17 protein-coding genes and 1 pseudogene are annotated in these 19,454 nt (G+C 59.8%); 6 read left to right on the forward strand and 12 right to left on the reverse strand.

The window, feature by feature from the left end; all coding sequences use genetic code 11:
- Positions 1-66: 66 nt before the first annotated feature.
- On the reverse strand, positions 67-1,356 hold the full coding sequence (gene urtA / locus JTP94_RS33330; RefSeq protein ID WP_204854615.1) for an urea ABC transporter substrate-binding protein: 1,290 nt from the start codon (positions 1,354-1,356) through the stop codon (positions 67-69).
- Between the two features lie 229 nt (positions 1,357-1,585).
- Between urtA and JTP94_RS33335 the strand changes: the two genes are divergently transcribed.
- A complete protein-coding gene (locus JTP94_RS33335; RefSeq protein WP_204854616.1) occupies positions 1,586-4,975 on the forward strand; it encodes an ATP-binding protein in 3,390 nt (1,129 codons plus the stop codon).
- The gene (locus JTP94_RS33340; RefSeq protein ID WP_204854617.1) at positions 4,968-5,891 is read left to right on the forward strand and encodes a response regulator transcription factor; all 924 of its coding nucleotides are present in this window, start codon (positions 4,968-4,970) and stop codon (positions 5,889-5,891) included. Before JTP94_RS33335 ends, JTP94_RS33340 begins: the two co-directional genes overlap by 8 nt.
- A gap of 38 nt (positions 5,892-5,929) precedes the next feature.
- Here the strand turns inward: JTP94_RS33340 and JTP94_RS33345 are convergent, their stop codons facing one another.
- Positions 5,930-6,901 carry a D-glycerate dehydrogenase gene (locus JTP94_RS33345; protein WP_204854618.1) on the reverse strand — a complete coding sequence of 324 codons (972 nt, stop codon included), beginning with the start codon at positions 6,899-6,901 and terminating at the stop codon, positions 5,930-5,932.
- Between the two features lie 177 nt (positions 6,902-7,078).
- Between JTP94_RS33345 and JTP94_RS36110 the strand changes: the two genes are divergently transcribed.
- Together JTP94_RS36110 and JTP94_RS35865 are read left to right on the forward strand one after the other, a co-directional pair.
- Positions 7,079-7,375, forward strand: a complete 297-nt coding sequence (locus JTP94_RS36110) for an HK97 family phage prohead protease (protein ID WP_409456656.1) — start codon at positions 7,079-7,081, stop codon at positions 7,373-7,375.
- Complete coding sequence (locus JTP94_RS35865) at positions 7,293-7,547, forward strand: HK97 family phage prohead protease (protein WP_271025228.1); 255 nt, start codon at positions 7,293-7,295, stop codon at positions 7,545-7,547. The genes JTP94_RS36110 and JTP94_RS35865 overlap by 83 nt, the downstream gene beginning before the upstream one ends.
- A gap of 27 nt (positions 7,548-7,574) precedes the next feature.
- Here the strand turns inward: JTP94_RS35865 and JTP94_RS33360 are convergent, their stop codons facing one another.
- Entirely contained in the window at positions 7,575-7,736 is a 162-nt protein-coding gene (locus JTP94_RS33360) for a hypothetical protein (protein ID WP_204854621.1), read from the reverse strand.
- Between the two features lie 182 nt (positions 7,737-7,918).
- Between JTP94_RS33360 and JTP94_RS33365 the strand changes: the two genes are divergently transcribed.
- Both JTP94_RS33365 and JTP94_RS33370 read left to right on the forward strand, forming a co-directional pair.
- Positions 7,919-8,176 carry an HNH endonuclease signature motif containing protein gene (locus JTP94_RS33365; protein ID WP_204854622.1) on the forward strand — a complete coding sequence of 86 codons (258 nt, stop codon included), beginning with the start codon at positions 7,919-7,921 and terminating at the stop codon, positions 8,174-8,176.
- 89 nt (positions 8,177-8,265) lie between these two features.
- Positions 8,266-9,214, forward strand: a protein-coding gene (locus JTP94_RS33370) for an IS630 family transposase (protein ID WP_204854623.1) whose coding sequence is annotated in 2 segments (ribosomal slippage) — positions 8,266-8,601 and positions 8,603-9,214 — 948 coding nt in all. Because the reading frame shifts where the segments join, the coding sequence is not laid out codon by codon here.
- A 188-nt stretch (positions 9,215-9,402) separates the two neighbouring features.
- Here JTP94_RS33370 and JTP94_RS33375 read toward each other — a convergent pair.
- The 9 genes and pseudogenes from JTP94_RS33375 to JTP94_RS33415 form a co-directional block, all read right to left on the reverse strand.
- A complete protein-coding gene (locus tag JTP94_RS33375) occupies positions 9,403-9,651 on the reverse strand; it encodes a hypothetical protein (RefSeq protein WP_204854624.1) in 249 nt (82 codons plus the stop codon).
- Positions 9,652-10,323: 672 nt separating this feature from the next.
- Positions 10,324-11,445: a branched-chain amino acid ABC transporter substrate-binding protein gene (locus JTP94_RS33380; protein WP_204854625.1), complete on the reverse strand. Its 1,122-nt coding sequence runs from the start codon at positions 11,443-11,445 to the stop codon at positions 10,324-10,326.
- Between the two features lie 184 nt (positions 11,446-11,629).
- A complete protein-coding gene (locus JTP94_RS33385; RefSeq protein ID WP_204854626.1) occupies positions 11,630-11,983 on the reverse strand; it encodes a DUF6867 family protein in 354 nt (117 codons plus the stop codon).
- Between the two features lie 24 nt (positions 11,984-12,007).
- Complete coding sequence (locus JTP94_RS33390) at positions 12,008-12,736, reverse strand: ABC transporter ATP-binding protein (RefSeq protein ID WP_204854627.1); 729 nt, start codon at positions 12,734-12,736, stop codon at positions 12,008-12,010.
- Positions 12,736-13,608: an ABC transporter ATP-binding protein gene (locus JTP94_RS33395; RefSeq protein WP_204854628.1), complete on the reverse strand. Its 873-nt coding sequence runs from the start codon at positions 13,606-13,608 to the stop codon at positions 12,736-12,738. The genes JTP94_RS33390 and JTP94_RS33395 overlap by 1 nt, the downstream gene beginning before the upstream one ends.
- Positions 13,608-14,951, reverse strand: a pseudogene (gene livM / locus JTP94_RS33400) (high-affinity branched-chain amino acid ABC transporter permease LivM); the annotation flags it as partial. The gene JTP94_RS33395 and the pseudogene livM, both read right to left, overlap by 1 nt.
- Before the next feature lie 85 nt (positions 14,952-15,036).
- A complete protein-coding gene (locus tag JTP94_RS33405; RefSeq protein ID WP_204854630.1) occupies positions 15,037-15,939 on the reverse strand; it encodes a branched-chain amino acid ABC transporter permease in 903 nt (300 codons plus the stop codon).
- Between the two features lie 311 nt (positions 15,940-16,250).
- The gene (locus JTP94_RS33410; RefSeq protein WP_204854631.1) at positions 16,251-18,677 is read right to left on the reverse strand and encodes an FAD-dependent oxidoreductase; all 2,427 of its coding nucleotides are present in this window, start codon (positions 18,675-18,677) and stop codon (positions 16,251-16,253) included.
- Positions 18,678-18,896: 219 nt separating this feature from the next.
- Positions 18,897-19,451, reverse strand: coding sequence for a sarcosine oxidase subunit gamma (locus tag JTP94_RS33415; protein ID WP_204854632.1), 555 nt, complete (start codon positions 19,449-19,451; stop codon positions 18,897-18,899).
- Positions 19,452-19,454 lie beyond the last annotated feature (3 nt).

The raw sequence follows: 19,454 nt of genomic DNA on the forward strand, positions 1-19,454 counted from the left end.
TGTCCCCTCAAGCTGCCACGGGCAGAAAAGCCTGCCCGCGGCTGTCTTGCGTTACGTCGGCGAAAATCAGGAACCCTTGCCGCCGCACTTGCCGGTGGAAACGTTGAAGTTGCCGCAGTTCATCGGCATGCGCCAATCCGAGATCAGGTCCTTGCTGTCGGGCAGATAATCGGACCATTCCTTGCCGACCACCGCAGGGGTCTGCGAAACGACGTCGAACTGGCCGTTTTCCTGCACTTCGCCGATCAGAACCGGCTTGGTGATGTAGTGGTTCGGCATCATGGTGGCGTAGCCGCCGGTCAGGTTCGGAACCGAGACGCCGACGAGTGCGTCGATGACCTTGTCCGGATCGGTCGTGCCGGCCTTCTCCACGGCCTTCACCCACATGTTGAAGCCGATATAGGCGGCTTCCATCGGGTCGTTGGTCACGCGCTTGTCGTTCTTGGTGTAGGCGTGCCATTCCTTGATGAAGGCGGCATTGGCGGGCGTGTCGACGGACTGGAAGTAGTTCCAGGCGGCCAGATGTCCCACAAGCGGCTTGGTGTCGACGCCGGCCAGTTCCTCTTCGCCGACCGAGAAGGCGACGACCGGGATATCTTCGGCCTTGACGCCCTGGTTACCCAGTTCCTTGTAGAAGGGCACGTTGGCATCGCCGTTGATGGTCGAGACGACGGCGGTCTTCTTGCCGGCTGCGCCGAAGGCCTTGATCTTCGAGACTTCCGTCTGCCAGTCGGAGAAGCCGAACGGCGTGTAGTTGATGATGATGTCTTCGTCCTTGACGCCCTTGGACTTCAGATAGGCCTCGAGGATCTTGTTGGTCGTGCGCGGATAAACATAGTCGGTGCCTTCGAGCACCCAGCGCTGCACGCCTTCGTTCTTCATCAGGTAATCGACGGCGGGGATCGCCTGCTGGTTCGGAGCGGCACCCGTATAGAAAACGTTGCGCTCGGACTCTTCACCTTCAAACTGAACGGGGTAGAACAGGATCGAATCCAGTTCCTTGAAGACGGGCAGGACTGACTTGCGCGACACGGAGGTCCAGCAGCCGAAGACGGCCGAGACCTTGTCCTTCTGGATCAGCTCGCGGGCCTTTTCGGCAAACAGCGGCCAGTCGGAAGCCGGGTCGACGACGACGGGCTCAAGCTTCTTGCCGAGAACGCCGCCCTTCTTGTTCTGCTCGTCGATGAGCATCAGCATGGCGTCCTTGAGCGTCGTTTCCGAAATCGCCATGGTGCCGGAAAGGGAATGAAGGACACCGACCTTGATGGTGTCGTCGGCGGCAAAGGCGCCGTGGAATGCGGTCGTGGACATGATGGCGCTAAGCAGCGCGCCGGAGACGAGAGTCTTCAGTTTCATTTGTGGTTCCCCTCTTTTTGTCTGCTGCAACGGCCGGTAACGAAGATTAACCGTTGCCTTCAGCGACTATCCGGCAGCCCCTGGGGAAACCACATACGTAATATGACGTAGGCGCCGGGGCGAAATGTGCAGTCTATGGTGCTCTCATGCCCTTAAGCACGGTATCGATCCATGTTACGACATCTCTAGACTGCCGGAATACGATGGGCAGGACTGCTGAAGGGTAAGCATGGCTGCGCGGCAACGCATCATTCCTGTGAGACGCGAGTATAACCGCTGGGTCGCGAACCAGACGCTGGAAGACTACGCCCTGCGTTTCACCGCCAAGAGCGCCCGGCAATTCTCCTCGCAGCGCATCTCGCAGACGGCGATCGGCGCCATCTCATTCCTGGCACTGGAGGCGATCGGCGGCGCGATCACGCTTTCCTACGGCACGACCAACGCCTTCTACGCCATCATCGTCGCCAGCATCGTCATGCTGGCGATCGGTCTGCCGATCAGCCGCTATGCCATCCGCCACGGCGTCGACATCGACCTTCTGACGCGCGGCGCGAGCTTCGGCTATATCGGTTCGACCATTACCTCGCTGATCTATGCCAGCTTCACCTTCATGCTGTTTGCGATCGAGGCGTCGATCATGTCGGGTGCATTGGAGCTGACGCTCGGCATACCCTTGTGGATCGGCTACATCATCAGCGCCGTCATGGTGATCCCGCTCGTGACGCATGGCGTCCGTCTGATCAGCCGGTTTCAACTGCTGACGCAGCCCTTCTGGATCGTTCTCAACATCCTGCCCTTCGTCTTCATCGCCTTTTCCGACTGGGGGAAATTCGATCTCTGGCGGGCTTTTGCCGGCATCCATCACGCATCGAGCGCGCCGGGAAGTGCTGCGCCCTTCGATCTCGTGGAATTCGGTGCGGCTTCCGCCGTCATTCTGGCGTTGATGTCGCAGATCGGCGAACAGGCCGATTTCCTGCGTTTCCTGCCGCCTGAAGGGCACCGCAAATTGCGCCATCGCCTGGCGATCTTCCTCGCTGGCCCCGGCTGGGTGATCATCGGCGCACCGAAGCTGCTTGCCGGCTCCTTCCTCGTCGTCCTGACGCTGACCTCGGGCGTACCGGCCGATCGCGCCGCCGATCCCGCCCAGATGTATCTCACCGCCTTCGGCTACATGATCCCCTGGCACAATGCCGCGCTGCTGCTGATGGCCGCCTTCGTGATGATCTCGCAGCTGAAGATCAACGTCATGAATGCCTATGCCGGCTCGCTCGCCTGGTCGAACTTCTTTTCGCGACTGACCCATAGCCATCCCGGCCGTGTGATCTGGCTCGTCTTCAATGTCGCCATCGCCCTGCTTCTGATGGAACTGGGCATCTACAAGCTGCTGGAGGAGACGCTCGGCATCTTCTCGATCATCGCCATGGCCTGGCTCTGCACGATCTCCGCCGATCTCTTCATCAACAAGCCGCTTGGGCTGGCGCCACCCGGCATCGAATTCAAGCGCGCGCATCTCTATGACATCAATCCGGTCGGCCTCGGAGCCATGGCACTCTCGGCGACGATCTCGCTGATCGCTCATTTCGGTGCCTTCGGCACTCTCGCCGCCTCGCTTGCGCCCTATATCACTTTGATTGTCGCGCTCATCGCGTCGCCCACCATCGCCTGGGCCACCAAAGGCAAATATTATCTGGCCCGCAAGCCGCGCCAGAGCTGGAAGAATCTCACGAGCATCACCTGCTCGATCTGCGAGCATCCCTTCGAACCGGAGGACATGGCCTGGTGTCCAGCCTATGCCGCGCCGATCTGCTCGCTCTGTTGCTCGCTCGACAGCCGCTGTCACGACATGTGCAAGCCGAAAGCGCGGCTCAACACGCAAGTCGGCACCGTCGCCAAGACGCTGCTGCCCGAAAGCATCGTCGCCAAGCTCGCCACGCGTCTCGGTCGTTATGGCATTGCGGTCGCCGTGGCATTGACGGCCGTCGGCGCCATCCTGGCGATGATCGCGCATCAGGTCGGCGCCGCCTCGCCCGAAACGGCTGTTGTGGTCAACCGCACCATCCTCATCGTCTTCTTCGTCTTCGCCGTCATCGCCGGCGTCGTCTGCTGGTTCTACGTGCTTGCCCATGACAGCCGCGTGGTGGCCGAGGAGGAATCCTCGCGTCAGAACACGCTTCTCTTGAAGGAAATCGCCGCGCACAAGAAGACGGACGCCGCCTTGCAGAGCGCCAAGGAAGTGGCGGAAGCCGCAAACCGCGCCAAAAGCCGTTATGTCGTGGGCTTGAGCCACGAATTGCGCACGCCGCTCAATGCCGTGCTCGGCTACGCGCAGATCCTCGAGCGCGACGAGACCATTCCCGCTCCACGCCAATCCTCCCTGAAGGTCATCCGCCGCAGCGCCGAGCATCTCTCCGGCCTGATCGACGGGCTGCTCGACATATCGAAGATCGAGGCCGGCCGCCTTCAGGTCTATTCCAACGAAATCAACATCCACGACTTCCTCGACCAGATCATCGATATGTTCCATCCGCAGGCGCAGGCAAAGGGATTGGCCTTCATCCACGAGCGCTCCGGCGCCTTGCCGGACTATGTCCGCACCGACGAGAAACGCCTGCGGCAGATCCTCGTCAACCTGCTGTCCAATGCCATCAAGTTCACCGATACGGGCAGCGTTCGCTTCGAGGTCGGCTACCGCAACCAGGTCGCCACCTTCGCCGTTTCGGATACGGGGCGGGGCATCGCGGAAAAGGATCTCACCCGCATCTATGAGCCCTTCCAGCGTGGCGAGGCCGACAGCGTAAGACCCATGCCCGGCCTCGGCCTCGGCCTGACCATCACGCAATTGCTGACGAATACGCTCGGCGGCGAGATCTCGGTCGCCAGCGAGAAGGACAAGGGCTCGACATTCCGTGTGCGCCTGATGCTGTCGGCCGTGCTCCGCCCGATGAAGCCGCCACCACAGGAGCAACGCATCGTCGGCTATGAGGGACCGCGCCGCACCATCGTCGTCGTCGATGATAACGAGGATCATCGCGAGCTGATGCGCGAAGTGCTGTCGCCGCTCGATTTTATCGTGCTGACCGCTGCCGGCGGTCCCGATTGCCTGACGCTGATCGAGGGCATCAAGCCGGACCTTTTCCTGGTGGATATCTCCATGCCCGGCATGAACGGCTGGCAACTGGTGTCGCGGCTGAGAGAAAGCGGCCAGACGGCGCCGATCCTGATGCTGTCTGCCAATATCGGCGACGCCGCCGCCGCGGCCGACAGCGACGACAGCCACAATGACGCAATCTCCAAGCCGATCGACATCCGCCAGCTTCGCGACAAGCTTGCCCTGCATCTCGGCCTCAAGTGGGCCTATACTGACGCATCCGCCCCGGTCGCCCCGAAACCACCGTCCCCCTTGAAGAGCCCGGGGATAGAGCATGTGCACGAATTGATGCGGCTCGGCGAGATCGGCTATGTCAGGGGCATCGAAGCAAAGCTTGCCGATCTCGCCAAGCTGGACGAAAACAAGCCCTTCACCGACGCTTTGCGCACCTATGTCCAGGCCTTCGATCTCGGCGGTTTCCTGGAAGCGCTGCGCACCTTCGACAACGAAAAGGTAGAACAGATTGGCTGAGCCCGCCTTGCCCCGCGATATAGTCTTGCTGGTGGACGATTCGCCGGAGGCGCTCGGCTTCCTGACCGATGCTCTCGAACAATCCGGCTTCTCGGTGCTGATCGCCACCTCGGGATCGGCGGCGCTGAACATCGTCGAACGCATCACGCCCGACCTCATCCTGCTCGACGCCGTCATGCCGTCGATGGATGGTTTCGAGACATGTCGCCGGCTGAAGGCCAATGCGGGAATCGCCCAGATTCCCGTCGTCTTCATGACCGGGCTCACCGAAACAGAGCATGTGGTGCATGCGCTGGAATCCGGCGGCGTCGATTATCTCACCAAGCCGATCAATGTCGACGAGCTGCGCGCCCGCATCCGCGTTCACCTGCGCAATGCCCGCTCTGCGCAGAGTGCGCGAGTGGCGCTCGATGCCGCAGGCCGTCATCTCCTGGCGGTCAAAGGCAATGGTTCGATCCATTGGTCGACACCGCAGGCAACCCGCCTCATCAACGCCGCCACCGGCAGCGACGACGGCCTCGATCTCGCGTCGAAACACATTGCAGCCTTCATGCTCGAACGCGAGCGGCTCGGCCCGGCGCGCGACAACATCGTTTCCATCAGCAATGGCGGCCAGGCCGCCCTTCAATTCGCCTTCCTCGGCGCCATCGGCCCCGACGAATACCTGTTTCGCCTGACGGCAACCAATCAACGCGCCGACGACGAGATCCTGCGCCAGCACTTCTCGCTGACGCAACGCGAATCCGAAGTGCTGCTATGGATCGCCAAGGGCAAATCCAACCGCGACATCGGTGAAATCCTTGGGCTTTCAGCCCGCACGGTGAACAAGCATCTGGAGCAGATCTACGTGAAGCTCGGCGTCGAAAACCGGGCGTCCGCCGCCGTCAAGGCGGCCCATGTGCTGCACGAGATCTAGATGCGATCACCCCTCTCCCGCATTACTGGGCGAAGGAGCTAGGCCACCCGATCTGGCGGCTCGCGCCCCGCAAAGAAGGCGGTGATATTGTCCACCACCTTCATGCCCATGGCAGTGCGCGTCTCTTCGGTGGCGCTGCCGAGATGCGGCAGAAGCACCACATTGTCCATCGCGCTCAACCGCTCCGGCACGTTCGGTTCTGCCTCATAAACATCGAGACCGGCGCCGCGGATCGTGCCGTGCTCGAGCGCCGAGATCAGCGCTGCCTCATCGACAACATCACCGCGCGCAGTATTGATCAGGAAGGCGCTCGGCTTCATTGCGGCGAAACGGGCGGCATTCATCAGGTGACGGTTTTCCGCGCCGCCGGGGCAATGCAGCGAGACGAAGTCGGAGGCTGCAAGCACGTCTTCCACCGTCTGCAATTGCATGGCGCCATAGCGCGCGGCCTCCATCGGATCGATGGCGGAGCGATTATGGAAGACGACATCCATGCCGAAACCGAAATGGCAGCGCTGCGCGAACGCCCTGCCGATGCGGCCAAAGCCGATGATGCCGACGGTCTTGCCGGTAACCTTAGTGCCGACCAGATGCGTCGGCCGCCAGCCGGTCCATGCGCCAGCGCGCAATTCCCGCTCGCCCTCCCCGCCACGGCGGGCGACGGACAGCAACAGCAGCATGGCGATATCGGCGGTGCAATCCGTCAGCACACCGGGCGTATTGGTGATAACGATACCCTTCGCCCGAGCGGCGGCGATATCGATGTGATTGAAGCCGACGCCAAAATTGCCGAGGATCTTCGTCCTGATCGCCTCATCTTCGAAAAGTGCTGCCGGAAGCTTGTCGGAAACGGTCGGCAGAACCGCATCATAAGCCCGCAGCGCCTCACGCAACTGCCCCGTATCGAGCGCAATGTCAGCCTTGTTCAGCGTGACATCAAAACGCTCGGAAAGCGCCGCCTCGACCGCAACAGGCCAGCGCCGGGTAACGAGAATACTGGGTCTGCTCATGTTGCACCTCCTCCTGCCGATACCGGGCAGACTTAAAGCAGGTCGGCGGCGAAGAAAATGGTGATCCTCTACCGGTAACAATGAAAAAAGCCCGGCCAAGGCGCGCGCAAAGATGGTTGTTGCGGCGCGCAAGCGCGACATCTGATGGATGAAGGCCTATCCGTAACCGGCCGGCGAATGGTCGGATACGCTCTCAAATGGCGGCAACCGGCTTTCATCAGTAGTGGCGGTACATCCTTTGAGGAGCGCTTCGAACGTGGCGCGTTCACAAAATCGATAGCGGCAGGCCGGACTAACCTTTGCAGCGACCACGATCGGAGAGCCATCGTCGCCAGCCAATCAAACAGCAGCCTCTTGCTATCGAGGATGATGTCGGCTTGCATGTCGATGCATGGGCCAACCATACCGACGCCGGCGACCAAGCGATACACGATGCTCGTTGCCGTGCGCGAGCCGGTCTTCCGTTGGGTTTGAGCGACCCGTTTCAAGCTGGCGGGACACCGTGAACGGTCGACTGCGCATCATCACCGATTGCGACCTCATCGAGATATCTGTGTGTCGCGATCCGGCCTATCGATCCGGCGAGCTGTTCGCCGGCAAGATGCGCATCGAGGCTTTTGAGGCGCGCATTGCCACAGCAGCGTAGGCAGGTTGGCGCGCCGCTTTTGCTTTATCAGGCTGCGATGCGACGGGCAGCTTTATCCGAGGCTTTACGATCTGAGCCGTGCTCGGCAATGATCTTTTCGGCCTCCTTGATGTCGATGCGATGCTTCTTAGCTAGCGTCTTCGCGTCATAGGGTTCCGCAGACGCCGAAGCGTCTTCTAGTTTGGTCATGACATTTCTCCGTTGGATTGTGCGGCGAGGACTGAGCGCCATACGGGCGCACCTGGGCCGTCCCACCATATATGGTACTTTCGTGCGGATACACAACAGTGTTAGCACGGCTGATCGAACCACGGTGGCCGGCGCATTACCTATAAGAAGGATGGAAGAAGAGCGTCGGGAGGCTCGCCAAAGTGGCTGAACTCACGCCGGAGCGCGTCTTCGCGCGAAGGCTATATCAAACGTCGGAGTGGCGCCGGATACGCCGGAAAAAGATCACACATCAGTCGCTCTGCGAGATCTGTCTTGAGACCGAAACAGTCGAGCCGGCAACTGTTGTCCACCATCGCGTGCGGCATAACGGAAACAGGATGGTCTTCTTTGACTACGACCAGCTCATTTCACTTTGCCGGCAGCATCATGAAGAAGCGCGACTGGCCAAGAGCCTTTAGAGCGGTTCATTGCTTTTCGGAATCGACGGGGATTCGCAAATCAGGAGAATTGTGCTTCATGATGGATGCTGGAATGGAGGCCGGTATCCATGACACGACCTTACTCGAACGACCTTCGTGAGCGTGTTGTTTCCGCAGTTGAAGCTGGCCAGAGTTGCCGGGTTGTATCGGCACGGTTCGACATTGCCGTCTCCTCCGTGGTGAAGTGGTCGCAGCGACATCGGACGACCGGCAGCGTGTCGCCCGGCAAGATGGGTGGTCATCGCCGGCGCATCTTGGAACCGCACCGCACCTTCATTGTGGAGTGGATTGATCAGACATCACACCTGACGCTGCATCGGCTGAAGGATGAACTGGCCGCCCGCGGCGTGACCGTCTCCCACAATGCCATCTGGCAATTTATGCGCCGGGAAGGCTTGAGCTTCAAAAAAAACACTGTTCGCCCTTGAGCAGGGTCGTGCCGGCGTAGCCCGGCGCAGAGCGCGCTGGAGGGTCTGGCAAGGCCGCTTCGATCCGAAGCGGCTTGTCTTTATCGACGAAACTTGGATCAGGACCAATATGGCGCCGTTGCGTGGCTGGGGCCCGAAAGGCAAGAGGCTGCGCGGCTTCACACCGCATGGCCGCTGGCGCACGCTTACCTTCCTCGGCGCCTTGCGCTGCGATCGGCTCACCGCGCCCTGCGTCTTCGATGGTCCCATCAATGGTGAGTGCTTCGGCGCTTATGTCCGCCAACAGTTGATCCCGATCCTCAAGCCCGGCGATATCGTCATCCTCGACAATCTCGGCTCACACAAAGCCAAGGCCATTCGCGAGGCCATCAGGGCGGCCGGTGCCAGGCTATGGTTTCTGCCGAAATATTCGCCAGATCTCAATCCCATCGAGCAGGTCTTCGCCAAAATCAAGCACTGGATGCGTCACGCTCAAAAGAGAACCATCGAAGACACCTGGCGCCATCTCGGCTACCTCGCAGACACCATCAAGCCTGACGAATGCGCCAACTACTTCTCAAACGCTGGCTATGCTTCGGTCAAAACATGAAATGCTCTAGTATTTGTCCGCACGAATTCAGACCCAGCCGACCACGAAGCGGCTGGTAGGGGGTGCGCCTTCACACGTGCCTCCATCCGCCGGCATAGCCGCGCTAGGCATGTCGGCGGCCATCTTCCAACCGCCACCGTGCCCACCGGTCTTGTTTAGAAGCTCGGTGAGGAAAATTCCCGAAGCAACTAGCGATCACCTCGAATTTTCAATGCATCAATCAGCCTGTGCACCTTTTCAGTTGCATAGACGATGTCCTCTCGGGGCAAATGCACCGTGATTTCGATCTCTTGCCATCGTCCACCATGATCTTTGGCGTATCTGACCGCGGCCCTTAAAGACTTGAATTCAACTGCAGGAGCGTCGGCAATCCAGAACTGCACGCTGCAATCTGCCTCAGCATAGTCTGCAAGAACTTTGATTGGATCTAGGGCCATGAGGAAAGCATTATACCGTTGTCGGCTCGTTGGCTATGGCGGCCTAAACGCCATCGATTGCGTTAGATCAGGGGCGGTACGCTACGAAGTGTCGACATACCAGTCCACCAAGTCCACCACAGCATACCCGTCGGCCTCACCAGCCGGCGGTTGTTTACTGCACTCATTTTTAAGGGCAGTTCGTGTTCCGTCATGCGCCGGCACAGGTCACTGGCTCAAGCCAAAGATCAGGGCATAACCGATAATGCCGACAAAGATGCAAAGAAACACGACCGCGATTCCACCGATGATACTCACAACGCCTTTTCCGGCGCGGACCTTTTCGGCCTTTTGACCGGGGCTGTCGGCGGAAGGTGTGAGGCTTGGCTCGTTTGAAGGATTTGGCATAACGAAGGTTCTCCTGTTCCAAAGTTGAACCCGTGCCGCGGCCATTAGTTCCCGACCCGGCGCTATGCATGAAGTGTTCGCCGCATTGTTGGTGCGGACTACCTATTACCGCAGCCACCATAAAGCTCGCCCAGCGTCTCACGATCGGTGGGTCCTTCATGTTATGATAACGGCAAAATTTCAGATAGAAAAACACATATTTCTCAATGTTAACAATGAAAAAAGCCCGGCCAATGGCCGGGCTTCGCAGATCGAATGGATGCCGGCAAGCCGGCATCGCAAAGATTACTTCGAGATTTCGTCGTAGTTGTACTTGCCGTCGGAACCCTTGGACCACTTGTACATGACATAGTCCGGACGGGTAATGTCGCCCTTGGCGTTGAAGCCGAGGTCGCCGATAGCGGTCTTGAACGGACCCTTTGCCTTCATCGCGTCGGCAACGGCCATCGGGTCGTTGGAGCCGGCAGCCTTGGCTGCAGCGGCAATGACCTGCAGAGCAGAATAGGAGTACAGCGTGTAGCCTTCCGGCTCATAGCCGGCAGCGCGGAACTTGGCGACAAGATCTGCAGAAGCCGGGTTCTTGCGCGGATCCGGAGCGAAGGTCATCAGCGTGCCGTCAACGGCGTCGCCCGCGATCGAAGCCAGCTCGTTGGAGACGATGCCGTCACCGGACATGAAGTGAGCCTTGACGCCCTGATCGGCCATCTGACGCATGATCAGGCCGGCTTCGGTGTGCAGACCGCCGTAGTAGACGAAATCTACGCCAGCTTGCTTCATCTTGGCGATGAGGGCCGAATAGTCCTTGTCGCCGGGGGTGATGCCTTCATAAAGAACTTCCGTCACGCCAGCGGCGTTGAGGTTCTTCTTGGTTTCGTCAGCGAGGCCCTGGCCATAGGGGGTCTTGTCGTGAACGACGGCAACCTTGGCACCCTTGAAATTGTCGGCGATATACTTGCCGGCAACTGCGCCCTGCTGGTCGTCACGACCGCAGGTACGGAAAGTGTTCCAGAGGCCACGCTCCGTGAATTGTGGGTTGGTGGAAGCCGGGGTAATCTGCAGAATACCGTTTTCGGCGTACACTTCCGAAGCCGGGATGGAAACGCCCGAGTTGAAGTGACCGACAACGAACTTCACGCCGTCAGCGACGAACTTGTTGGCGACCGAAACACCCTGCTTCGCGTCCGAGACGTCGTCGCCGAGTTCGATCTTGACCTTTTCGCCGTTGATGCCGCCGGCTGCGTTGATATCGGCAGCAGCCTGTTCGGCACCCTTCTGGAGCTGCGCGCCAAACGCAGCATTCGGACCCGTCAAGGGACCGCCAACGCCGACAATGATGTCGGCCTTCGCAACGCCAGCGAATGCGATCATCGCCGACAAAGCCACCGCCGACAGAAGATACTTCTTCATATTGTTACTCCCAATTTTTAAGCGGGTTCCGTTTGATTTGCCCTGCGCGATACCCACCAATCATCACGCCGGTAACGCTTGTATTCCGAATACTTAAAGCATGATCCCGTCAGGTGTCATTCGTTTTTATAAGACAGGATTACGCCGATGCCACACGCAGACTGTGCCTAGTTTAGGCACAGTGTCAATTCTTCTTCTTCCATGAAAAGGCCGAGGTCTTTTCATAAAGCCAGTAATAATTATTGACCATTTGGTCGGTGCGCCGATAGCGATATCCGGCTGTCGCAAAGATCAGCAGCAGAACCACGTCGAGAACATAGTTTCCGAGGTCGAAGACCGGCCCGTTGAACAAGGCGTGGTGCAGAAATTGCAGCCCGAGCCCGACCAGGAAGGTGTAGATCACCGCCAACGGATAGGAATCCCAGTTGGAGGCGACCGCCCGGCCCGCGCGCCAGGCGGTCCAGAAGCCGAGGAGGACGATGATCGCGCGGATGACGATGCGGCCGCCGGTATCGCTTTCGAAGAAAATTCCCTGCATATCAAATTCTCCGCAAAACGGCGTTCAATGATGCCCGCCTTCGAGATAGGCGGCGCGCACTTCCGGATTGGCAAGCAATTCCCTGCCCGAACCGCTCATCGTCACCCGTCCATTGACCATCACATAGCCACGGTCGGAAAGCTTCAGCGCCGCAAAGGCATTCTGCTCGACGAGGAACACAGTCAGCCCTTGCGTCTTGTTCAGAACCTTGATGGCTTCGAAGATGCCCTTGACGATCAACGGCGCAAGGCCGAGCGAAGGCTCATCCAGCAATAGCAGCTTGGGACGCGCCATCAGCGCGCGACCGATCGACAGCATCTGCTGCTCGCCACCTGATAGCGTGCCGCCGCGCTGCGACTGGCGCTCCTTCAGGCGCGGAAACAGCGTAAAGATCTTCTCGACGTCCTCGTTGAAATATTTGAGATTGTCGAGACTCGCGCCCATCTGCAGGTTTTCGTAGACGGTCATGCGCGGGAAAATGCGCCGGCCTTCGGGCGACTGGGCGATGCGAAGCCGTGCAATCTCATGCGTCGGCATGCGCGTGATATCGCGTCCGTCGAAAATGACGGAGCCGCTGCGCGCCTGCGGGCTGCCGCAGATCGTCATCATGAGCGTCGACTTGCCGGCACCGTTCGCGCCGATCAGGCTGACGATCTCGCCGCTGTTGACTTCGATATCGACACCGGAAAGCGCACGGATATTGCCGTAATAGGCCTCGACGCCCTCAACTTTCAGAAGCGGTTGCCCCGTCATCAATGTTCGCCCTCTTGGAGGTGCTCGACTTCGGCAATCACCTCTTCCACTTCTTCATCCTCGACGCCCAGATAGGCCGCGATCACTCTCGGATCGTTCTTGACCTGATCCGGCGTGCCATCGGCAATCTTCTGCCCGTATTCGAGCACGACGACATGGTCGGAGATTTCCATGACCACCGACATGTCATGCTCGATCAAAAGGATCGACGTGCCGGTATCCTTGCGGATACTGCGCAGGAACTCGTTGAGCACATTGGACTCGCGAGGGTTGAGACCGGCCGCGGGCTCGTCCAGGCAAAGCATTTCGGGACCCGTGCACATGGCGCGGGCGATCTCCAGGCGGCGCTGGGCGCCGTAGGAGAGATCGCCAGCGGGATCGTCGGCCCGATCGACAAGATCGGCCTTCTCGAGCCAGAAGCGCGCGAGCTCGATGGCATTCTTGGCCTCGGCGCGATAACGGCCGATGCCAAGCAGACCGAGGATCGTATAGCCGGAGGCACGCATCAGTTTGTTGTGCTGCGCCACCAGCAGATTCTCGAGCACGGTCAGGCCCGAGAACAGGCGGATGTTCTGGAAGGTACGCGCCACCTTGGCTTCGCGCGTGATCCGGAAATCCGGAAGCCGCTCCAGGAGATAGTCCTTGCCGCTTTTCTGGCGGAGCGTGATCATGCCCATCGTCGGCTTGTAGAAACCGGTGATGCAGTTGAACACCGTCGTCTTGCCGGCGCCGTTCGGCCCGATCAATGCGGTGATGTCGCCGCGCTTCGCCTCGAAGGAGAAGTCGTTGATCGCCATCAGGCCGCCGAACCTCATCGACAGGTGATCGACCTTCAGCAGGATGTCGTCGGGGGTTGCGGTCACAGCGTTCATCAGCCGTGGCCCTCCTTGGTAAAGCTGCCGGAGACCGCTTTCCGCTCCTTGAGGAAGGCGGTCGGCTCGCGGGTGCCGACGAAGCCGCGCGGCTTGATGATCATCACGATGACCATGGCGAGCCCGAAGATCAGCATGCGATAGAGTTCAGGGGTGAAGTCCGGCCCGAAGCCGGGGATGATCGTCGTATTGCCGAAGACCAGACCGGTCTTCAGGAAATCCATGTCGCGCAGCAATTCAGTACCGCCGATCATGGCGATCGCCGCGATTGCGATACCTTTCAGCGAACCCATGCCACCGAGGACGACGATCGCCAGGATCACCGCAGACTCGAGGAACACGAAGGATTCCGGCGAGACGAAGCCCTGACGGGCCGCGAAGAAGGAGCCGGCAAAGCCGCCGAACATCGCACCGGTCGCAAAAGCCGTCAGCTTCGTCGTCACCGTGTTGATGCCGAGCGAGCGGCAGGCGATCTCGTCTTCGCGCAACGCTTCCCATGCACGGCCGATCGGCATGCGGCGCAGCCGGATCGTCACGTAGGCGGTCAGCGCGCAGAGCGCCAGGGCGACGTAGAAGAGGAAGATCTTGTACCAGGCCGACGAGAACGGCAGGCCGAAGCTGCGGATGAAGTTGTGCGGGTCCTTGAGATCGAAGGTGTAGATGCCGAACATCGATGCCTTGGTGATGTTGGAAATACCGAAGCTGCCCTTCGTCACGTCAGTCCAGTTCGTCAGGACGATGCGGATGATCTCACCGAAAGCCAGCGTCACGATCGCCAGATAGTCGCCGCGCAGGCGCAGAACCGGGAAGCCCAGGATCATGCCCCAAAGCCCGGCAAAGATGCCGGAGAGCGGTAGCAGTATCCAGAACGACAGACCGAAATGCGTCGACAGCAGCGCGTAGGAATAGGCGCCGACCGCATAGAAGGCGACATAGCCGAGGTCGAGCAGCCCCGCCAGACCGACGACGATGTTCAGGCCCCAGGCAAGCATCACGTAGATGAGGATCTGGATGCCGAAGTTGTCGACATAGGTCAAAGACCCCTGCGGACCGAAAAGCGCCAGTGCCAGCATCGGATAGATGAGCAGGAAAACCAGCGCTAACGTGTTGAAATTCTTGCCGACGAAGCCCGGCTCAGTCACGACCGGCGCAACCTTGTCCTTGGCGGCCTTTCTCGCATCCAGTCGGGGCCGTACGAACACCGTCATTACGAATCGCCCGACCGCCGCGATGGCGACGATGATGGCCAGCAGCCCCCAGCGCTGAACGATGACCAGCTTGTTGTCGATGTTCTGATCGGTCTTCAGCCCGATATAGAGGACGAACATCCCGAAGGAGATGAGCGCGGTCCAGAGGGCATCCGTAATCCCTTTCTGGACAAGGCCGGGCGCGGTCTTGTCTGCAACGAAATTTGAATTTGCCATGGCGTTATACCTTTTCGACTTCCGGCCGTCCGAGAATACCCGTCGGCTTGAAGATCAGCACGTAGGCCAGGATGCCGAATGTCGCGACATCCTTATACGCGATGGGGAAGTTGCCCGACCAGAACGACTCGATGAAGCCAATCATCAGGCCGCCGAGGACAGCGCCCGGCAACGAACCGATGCCACCAAGAACCGCCGCAGTGAACGCCTTGACGCCAGGAGTGAAGCCGTCGGTGAAATTGGCGACGCCATAATACATCAGATACATCGTGCCGGCGACGGCAGCGAGTGCCGCGCCCATGATGAAGGTGACGGAAATGGTGCGGTCGACATTGATGCCGAGCAGCGCCGCCATCTTGCGGTCCTGCTCCGTGGCGCGCTGGGCGCGACCGAGCGCTGTTTTGTTGACCAGATACCAGAAGGCGGCCAGCAGAACGACCGTTATGATGAAGATGATGATCTGCTTCAGCGACAGCGAGACGGCGCCGAAGTTGTAGACATCACCCACCAGCGTCGGGATCGGCTTGTTGCGCGGACCCTGAGCGACCTGGATGAAGTTCGACAGCACGATCGACATGCCGATTGCCGTGATCAGCGGCGCGAGGCGGAACGAACCGCGCAGCGGCCGGTAGGCGATACGCTCGATCACCCAGTTCCAAAGGCTCGTCATCAGCATGGCGACGATCAGCATCACCAAGAGCATGACCGCCACCGGCAAGCCGGCGAAAAGCGAGACGAGAACCAGATAGGTGATGAGAGCGGCAAAGCCGCCGAGCATGAAAACATCACCATGGGCAAAATTGATCATGCCGATGATGCCGTAAACCATGGTGTAACCAATGGCGATCAGGCCATAGATAGACCCGAGAGTCAGCCCGTTTAGGAGCTGCTGTACGAAGTACTCCATATGTCATTTCCCCTGGATGCGGCGTCAATCGACCACATCTCTTATTACTTTTTAGGGTCTCCTTCGAGAGGGCCCGTGGGCGCGATTCCATACCGTTTTCGAAGGAAATGTGAAGCCAAAAAGGCGAGAAATTGACAAATTCTTTTCAAATCACCGTGCGATGGCGCAAATCAGGCCAAAAATGACACAAAAGCGGCATCCCCTGGCTCAAAAAATAGCCAAAATGATCAAACAGGGTATTTTCGCTGAAGAGCTTTTGTCAGCGGCAGGCCCTCTGCAGGGCCTACCAGCTTCGCTTTCCACAAGCACACCTAGGCGCGCATGCGCGCTCCGTCGGCATCGAACAGGGGCTCCGCCTGCAGGTCCGCAGGCAAGAGTTCGCCAAGCAGTTCTATCGACCAGCCCTGTGTCTCATCGGCAATTTCCTTCGGAACATAACCGACGGCAACCGAAAGACCGGAGGCATGGGCATAGCCGCCAGACGTCACCCAGCCGCAGACCGCTCCGTTGTGATAGATCGGCTCGTCGCCGATGACATCGGCATCCCTCGCCGCAAGGATGAAGGTGCGCAGCCGCAACACCCCGCCTTCGGACTTCTCCTTTGCCGCAGCCGCCTTGCCGATGAAATCGGCTTCTTTCGAGAGTGCCACGAAGCGGCCGAGGCCGGCCTCGAAGGGTCCGTAGAGCGGCCGGTATTCACGCGCCCAACTGCCATAGGATTTGTCGAGACGCAGCGCATTCAGCGCCCGAAGACCGAAGAGCCGGATACCGAATTCGGCTCCCTCCTCCATCAGGAGGTCGAAGATATAGCGCTGATGTTCCGGCTTCATCCATATCTCGTATCCCAGGTCGCCCGTATAGGAGACACGTCCGACGATGGCGGAAGCCATGCCGATATCCATGCGCCGGATAGACATGAAGGGGAAGGCATCGGTCGAAAGGTCCTGATGCGTCAGCTTCTGCAGCAGTTTACGAGCGTTCGGCCCGGCGATCGAGAGGCCGAGAAGCGACAGACCCAGCGGCTTCAGTTCGACCGAACCGTCCTTGGGCAGCAGGCTTTCGAACCAGCGCATATGATAGGCTTCGGCGATGCCGGAGCCGATGACGAGGAAATCGCCCTCGCCGAGCTTCGCCAGCGTGAAATCGCCGATGAGCTTGCCGTCATGCTTCAGCATCGGCGCCAGCGTCATGCGGCCCGCAGCCGGAATGCGGCAGGTGAGCAGATTGTCGAGGAAAGCTTCCGCGCCCGGCCCCTTGACCGAATATTTGGCAAAGCCCGAGGTTTCCATCAGGCCGACGCTGTCGCGCACCGCCTTCGCCTCGGCGCCGACGACGTCGAAGTCGTTGGAACGGCGCCAGGAGAATTGGTCCACCTCGCCTTGCGGGGCGAACCACAGCGCCTGCTCGAGGCCGTAATAAGCTCCGAAAACGCCGCCTGCCTCCTTCAGCTTGTCGTAGATCGGCGTCGTCAGCAGCGGACGGGCGGCCGGCAGTTCCTCGTTCGGATAGCGGATGGAGAAGCGCCGGGCATAGTTCTCGCGCACCTTGGCATTCGTATAGGCAAGCGTCGCATAGTCACCGTAGCGGGAGACGTCCATGGCAAAGACATCGAAGCCCGGATCGCCGTAGATCATCCAGTTGGCGAGCGCCAGCCCCACGCCCCCGCCCTGGCTGAAGCCGGCCATGACGGCGCAGGCCGACCAGTAGTTCCTCAAGCCCCGCACGGGACCGACGAGCGGGTTACCATCCGGCGAGAAGGTGAATGGGCCGTTGATGATCTTCTTGATGCCGGCATTGTTGAAGGCCGGGAAATGACGGAAGCCGACTTCCAGCTCCGGCGTGATGCGCTCGATATCCTCTGCCAGCAGTTCATGGCCGAAATCCCAGGGCGTCGTCAGCGGCGACCAAGGGCGACATGCCTTCTCATAGGTGCCCATCAGCATGCCCTGCCGCTCCTGGCGCAGATAGATCTCGCCATCGAAGTCGACGCAGTGCATCAGCTCCTTGCCGGTGGTTTTATTGAAGCCGATCACCTCGGGCATATCCTCGGTGATCAGATACATGTGCTCCATGGCGAGCACCGGAAGCTCGAGCCCGACCATGCGGCCGACCTCACGCGCCCAGAGACCGGCGGCGTTGACGACATGCTCGGCGATGATCTCGCCCTGGTTGGTGATGACGCGCCAGGAACCGTCCTCGCGCTGCACCAACTCCTCCACCTTGGTATGCAGATAGATGTCGGCGCCGTTCTTCTTCGCCGACCGAGCATAGGCATGCGTCGTGCCATAGGGATCGAGATGGCCTTCGACGGGATCGTAGAGCGCGCCGACGAACTGATCGGGATCGAGAAGCGGCATCATCTCATGCGCTTCCTTCGGCGTCAGCAAGGTCGCCTCCAGACCGTTATAGCGCCCCTTGGCAAGGATCGACTTCAGCCAGTCGAAGCGCTGCGGCGTCGCAGCAAGCATCAGGCCGGAGGTCAAATGCAGGCCGATGTCCTGGCCCGAATATTCCTCGATCTCCTTATAGAGCTCGACCGTATATTTCTGCAGCTTGGCGACATTCGGATCGCCGTTGATCGTGTGCATGCCACCGGCGGCATGCCAGGTCGATCCGGAGGTTAGTTCGGAACGTTCGAGCAGCACCGCATCCGTCCAGCCGAACTTCGTCAGGTGATAGAGCACCGAACATCCGACGACACCGCCACCGATGACGACGACCTTGGCATGGCTTTTCATCTAGGAATCCCCTGTTTTCGGCGCGAAGTCGCCGGGTGTTGTCCCGTATGACCGGCCGCATTTGCAGGGCAGCCTAGAGACTATCCGGGAAGCCAAATAGCCCGAACTGCGAAACCGATATGTCTGTTTGCGCCATCACAATTGTTCGGATCGCGCCATCGCTTTTCGGAGACACAAATCGATCGGCAAGGCATTCGAAGTCCGGCGGCCTATGGCTTTTCAGTCGGCAAAACCGGCCGTCAGGGCAAACTCGCGCCCCATCTCCATGATCTCCTCGAACACGCTGCCGGCATAGGAGCGCGGGATGATGATCTCGAAGTGGTCAGGGCCGGTGCGGGCGACATTGGCGCTGACATGGCAGCACAACATGCTGGCCGACTGGCCCTCGGCGAAGACCTGCGGATGCAGGTCCACGGCGACACATTTCGCCAGGATACGGCGAACGCTGGGGCCGGAAATACGAAGCAACACCCGGCCATCGCTCTGCTCGAAGAAGGAAACCCGAGCTGGATCGAGCGTGAAGAGATCCCGCGCCACGCTCTCGACACCAAGCGTCTCCGACAGAACAAGCCATTCTCTCGGGCCGACGTCGCGAACCGACACATCGTCAATCGCCTTCAGGCCGGCCAGAACCCAATCCTTTTCGCCGGCCTTGCCGAGTAGGGAGAAGATGACCGGCCGGCGGACGACGGCAAGATGATTCGGATTGGGGGCAGCCTCGAAGCCGGAAATGTGATCTTCCAGCACATGCCTGTTTTGATACGCGACGCTCATCAA

Source organism: Martinezella lusitana, assembly GCF_016901135.1.
GTDB lineage: Bacteria > Pseudomonadota > Alphaproteobacteria > Rhizobiales > Rhizobiaceae > Rhizobium > Rhizobium lusitanum_D.

What these genes read in the sequence shown, in the direction of transcription:
- urtA (WP_204854615.1), bottom strand. Translation starts at nt 1,356, where the DNA reads ATGAAACTGAAGACTCTCGTCTCCGGCGCGCTGCTTAGCGCCATCATG.
- JTP94_RS33335 (WP_204854616.1), top strand. Translation starts at nt 1,586, where the DNA reads ATGGCTGCGCGGCAACGCATCATTCCTGTGAGACGCGAGTATAACCGC.
- JTP94_RS33345 (WP_204854618.1), bottom strand. Translation starts at nt 6,901, where the DNA reads ATGAGCAGACCCAGTATTCTCGTTACCCGGCGCTGGCCTGTTGCGGTC.
- JTP94_RS36110 (WP_409456656.1), top strand. Translation starts at nt 7,079, where the DNA reads ATGGTCGGATACGCTCTCAAATGGCGGCAACCGGCTTTCATCAGTAGT.
- JTP94_RS35865 (WP_271025228.1), top strand. Translation starts at nt 7,293, where the DNA reads ATGGGCCAACCATACCGACGCCGGCGACCAAGCGATACACGATGCTCG.
- JTP94_RS33360 (WP_204854621.1), bottom strand. Translation starts at nt 7,736, where the DNA reads ATGACCAAACTAGAAGACGCTTCGGCGTCTGCGGAACCCTATGACGCG.
- JTP94_RS33375 (WP_204854624.1), bottom strand. Translation starts at nt 9,651, where the DNA reads ATGGCCCTAGATCCAATCAAAGTTCTTGCAGACTATGCTGAGGCAGAT.
- JTP94_RS33380 (WP_204854625.1), bottom strand. Translation starts at nt 11,445, where the DNA reads ATGAAGAAGTATCTTCTGTCGGCGGTGGCTTTGTCGGCGATGATCGCA.
- JTP94_RS33385 (WP_204854626.1), bottom strand. Translation starts at nt 11,983, where the DNA reads ATGCAGGGAATTTTCTTCGAAAGCGATACCGGCGGCCGCATCGTCATC.
- JTP94_RS33390 (WP_204854627.1), bottom strand. Translation starts at nt 12,736, where the DNA reads ATGACGGGGCAACCGCTTCTGAAAGTTGAGGGCGTCGAGGCCTATTAC.
- JTP94_RS33395 (WP_204854628.1), bottom strand. Translation starts at nt 13,608, where the DNA reads ATGAACGCTGTGACCGCAACCCCCGACGACATCCTGCTGAAGGTCGAT.
- JTP94_RS33405 (WP_204854630.1), bottom strand. Translation starts at nt 15,939, where the DNA reads ATGGAGTACTTCGTACAGCAGCTCCTAAACGGGCTGACTCTCGGGTCT.
- JTP94_RS33410 (WP_204854631.1), bottom strand. Translation starts at nt 18,677, where the DNA reads ATGAAAAGCCATGCCAAGGTCGTCGTCATCGGTGGCGGTGTCGTCGGA.
- JTP94_RS33415 (WP_204854632.1), bottom strand. Translation starts at nt 19,451, where the DNA reads ATGAGCGTCGCGTATCAAAACAGGCATGTGCTGGAAGATCACATTTCC.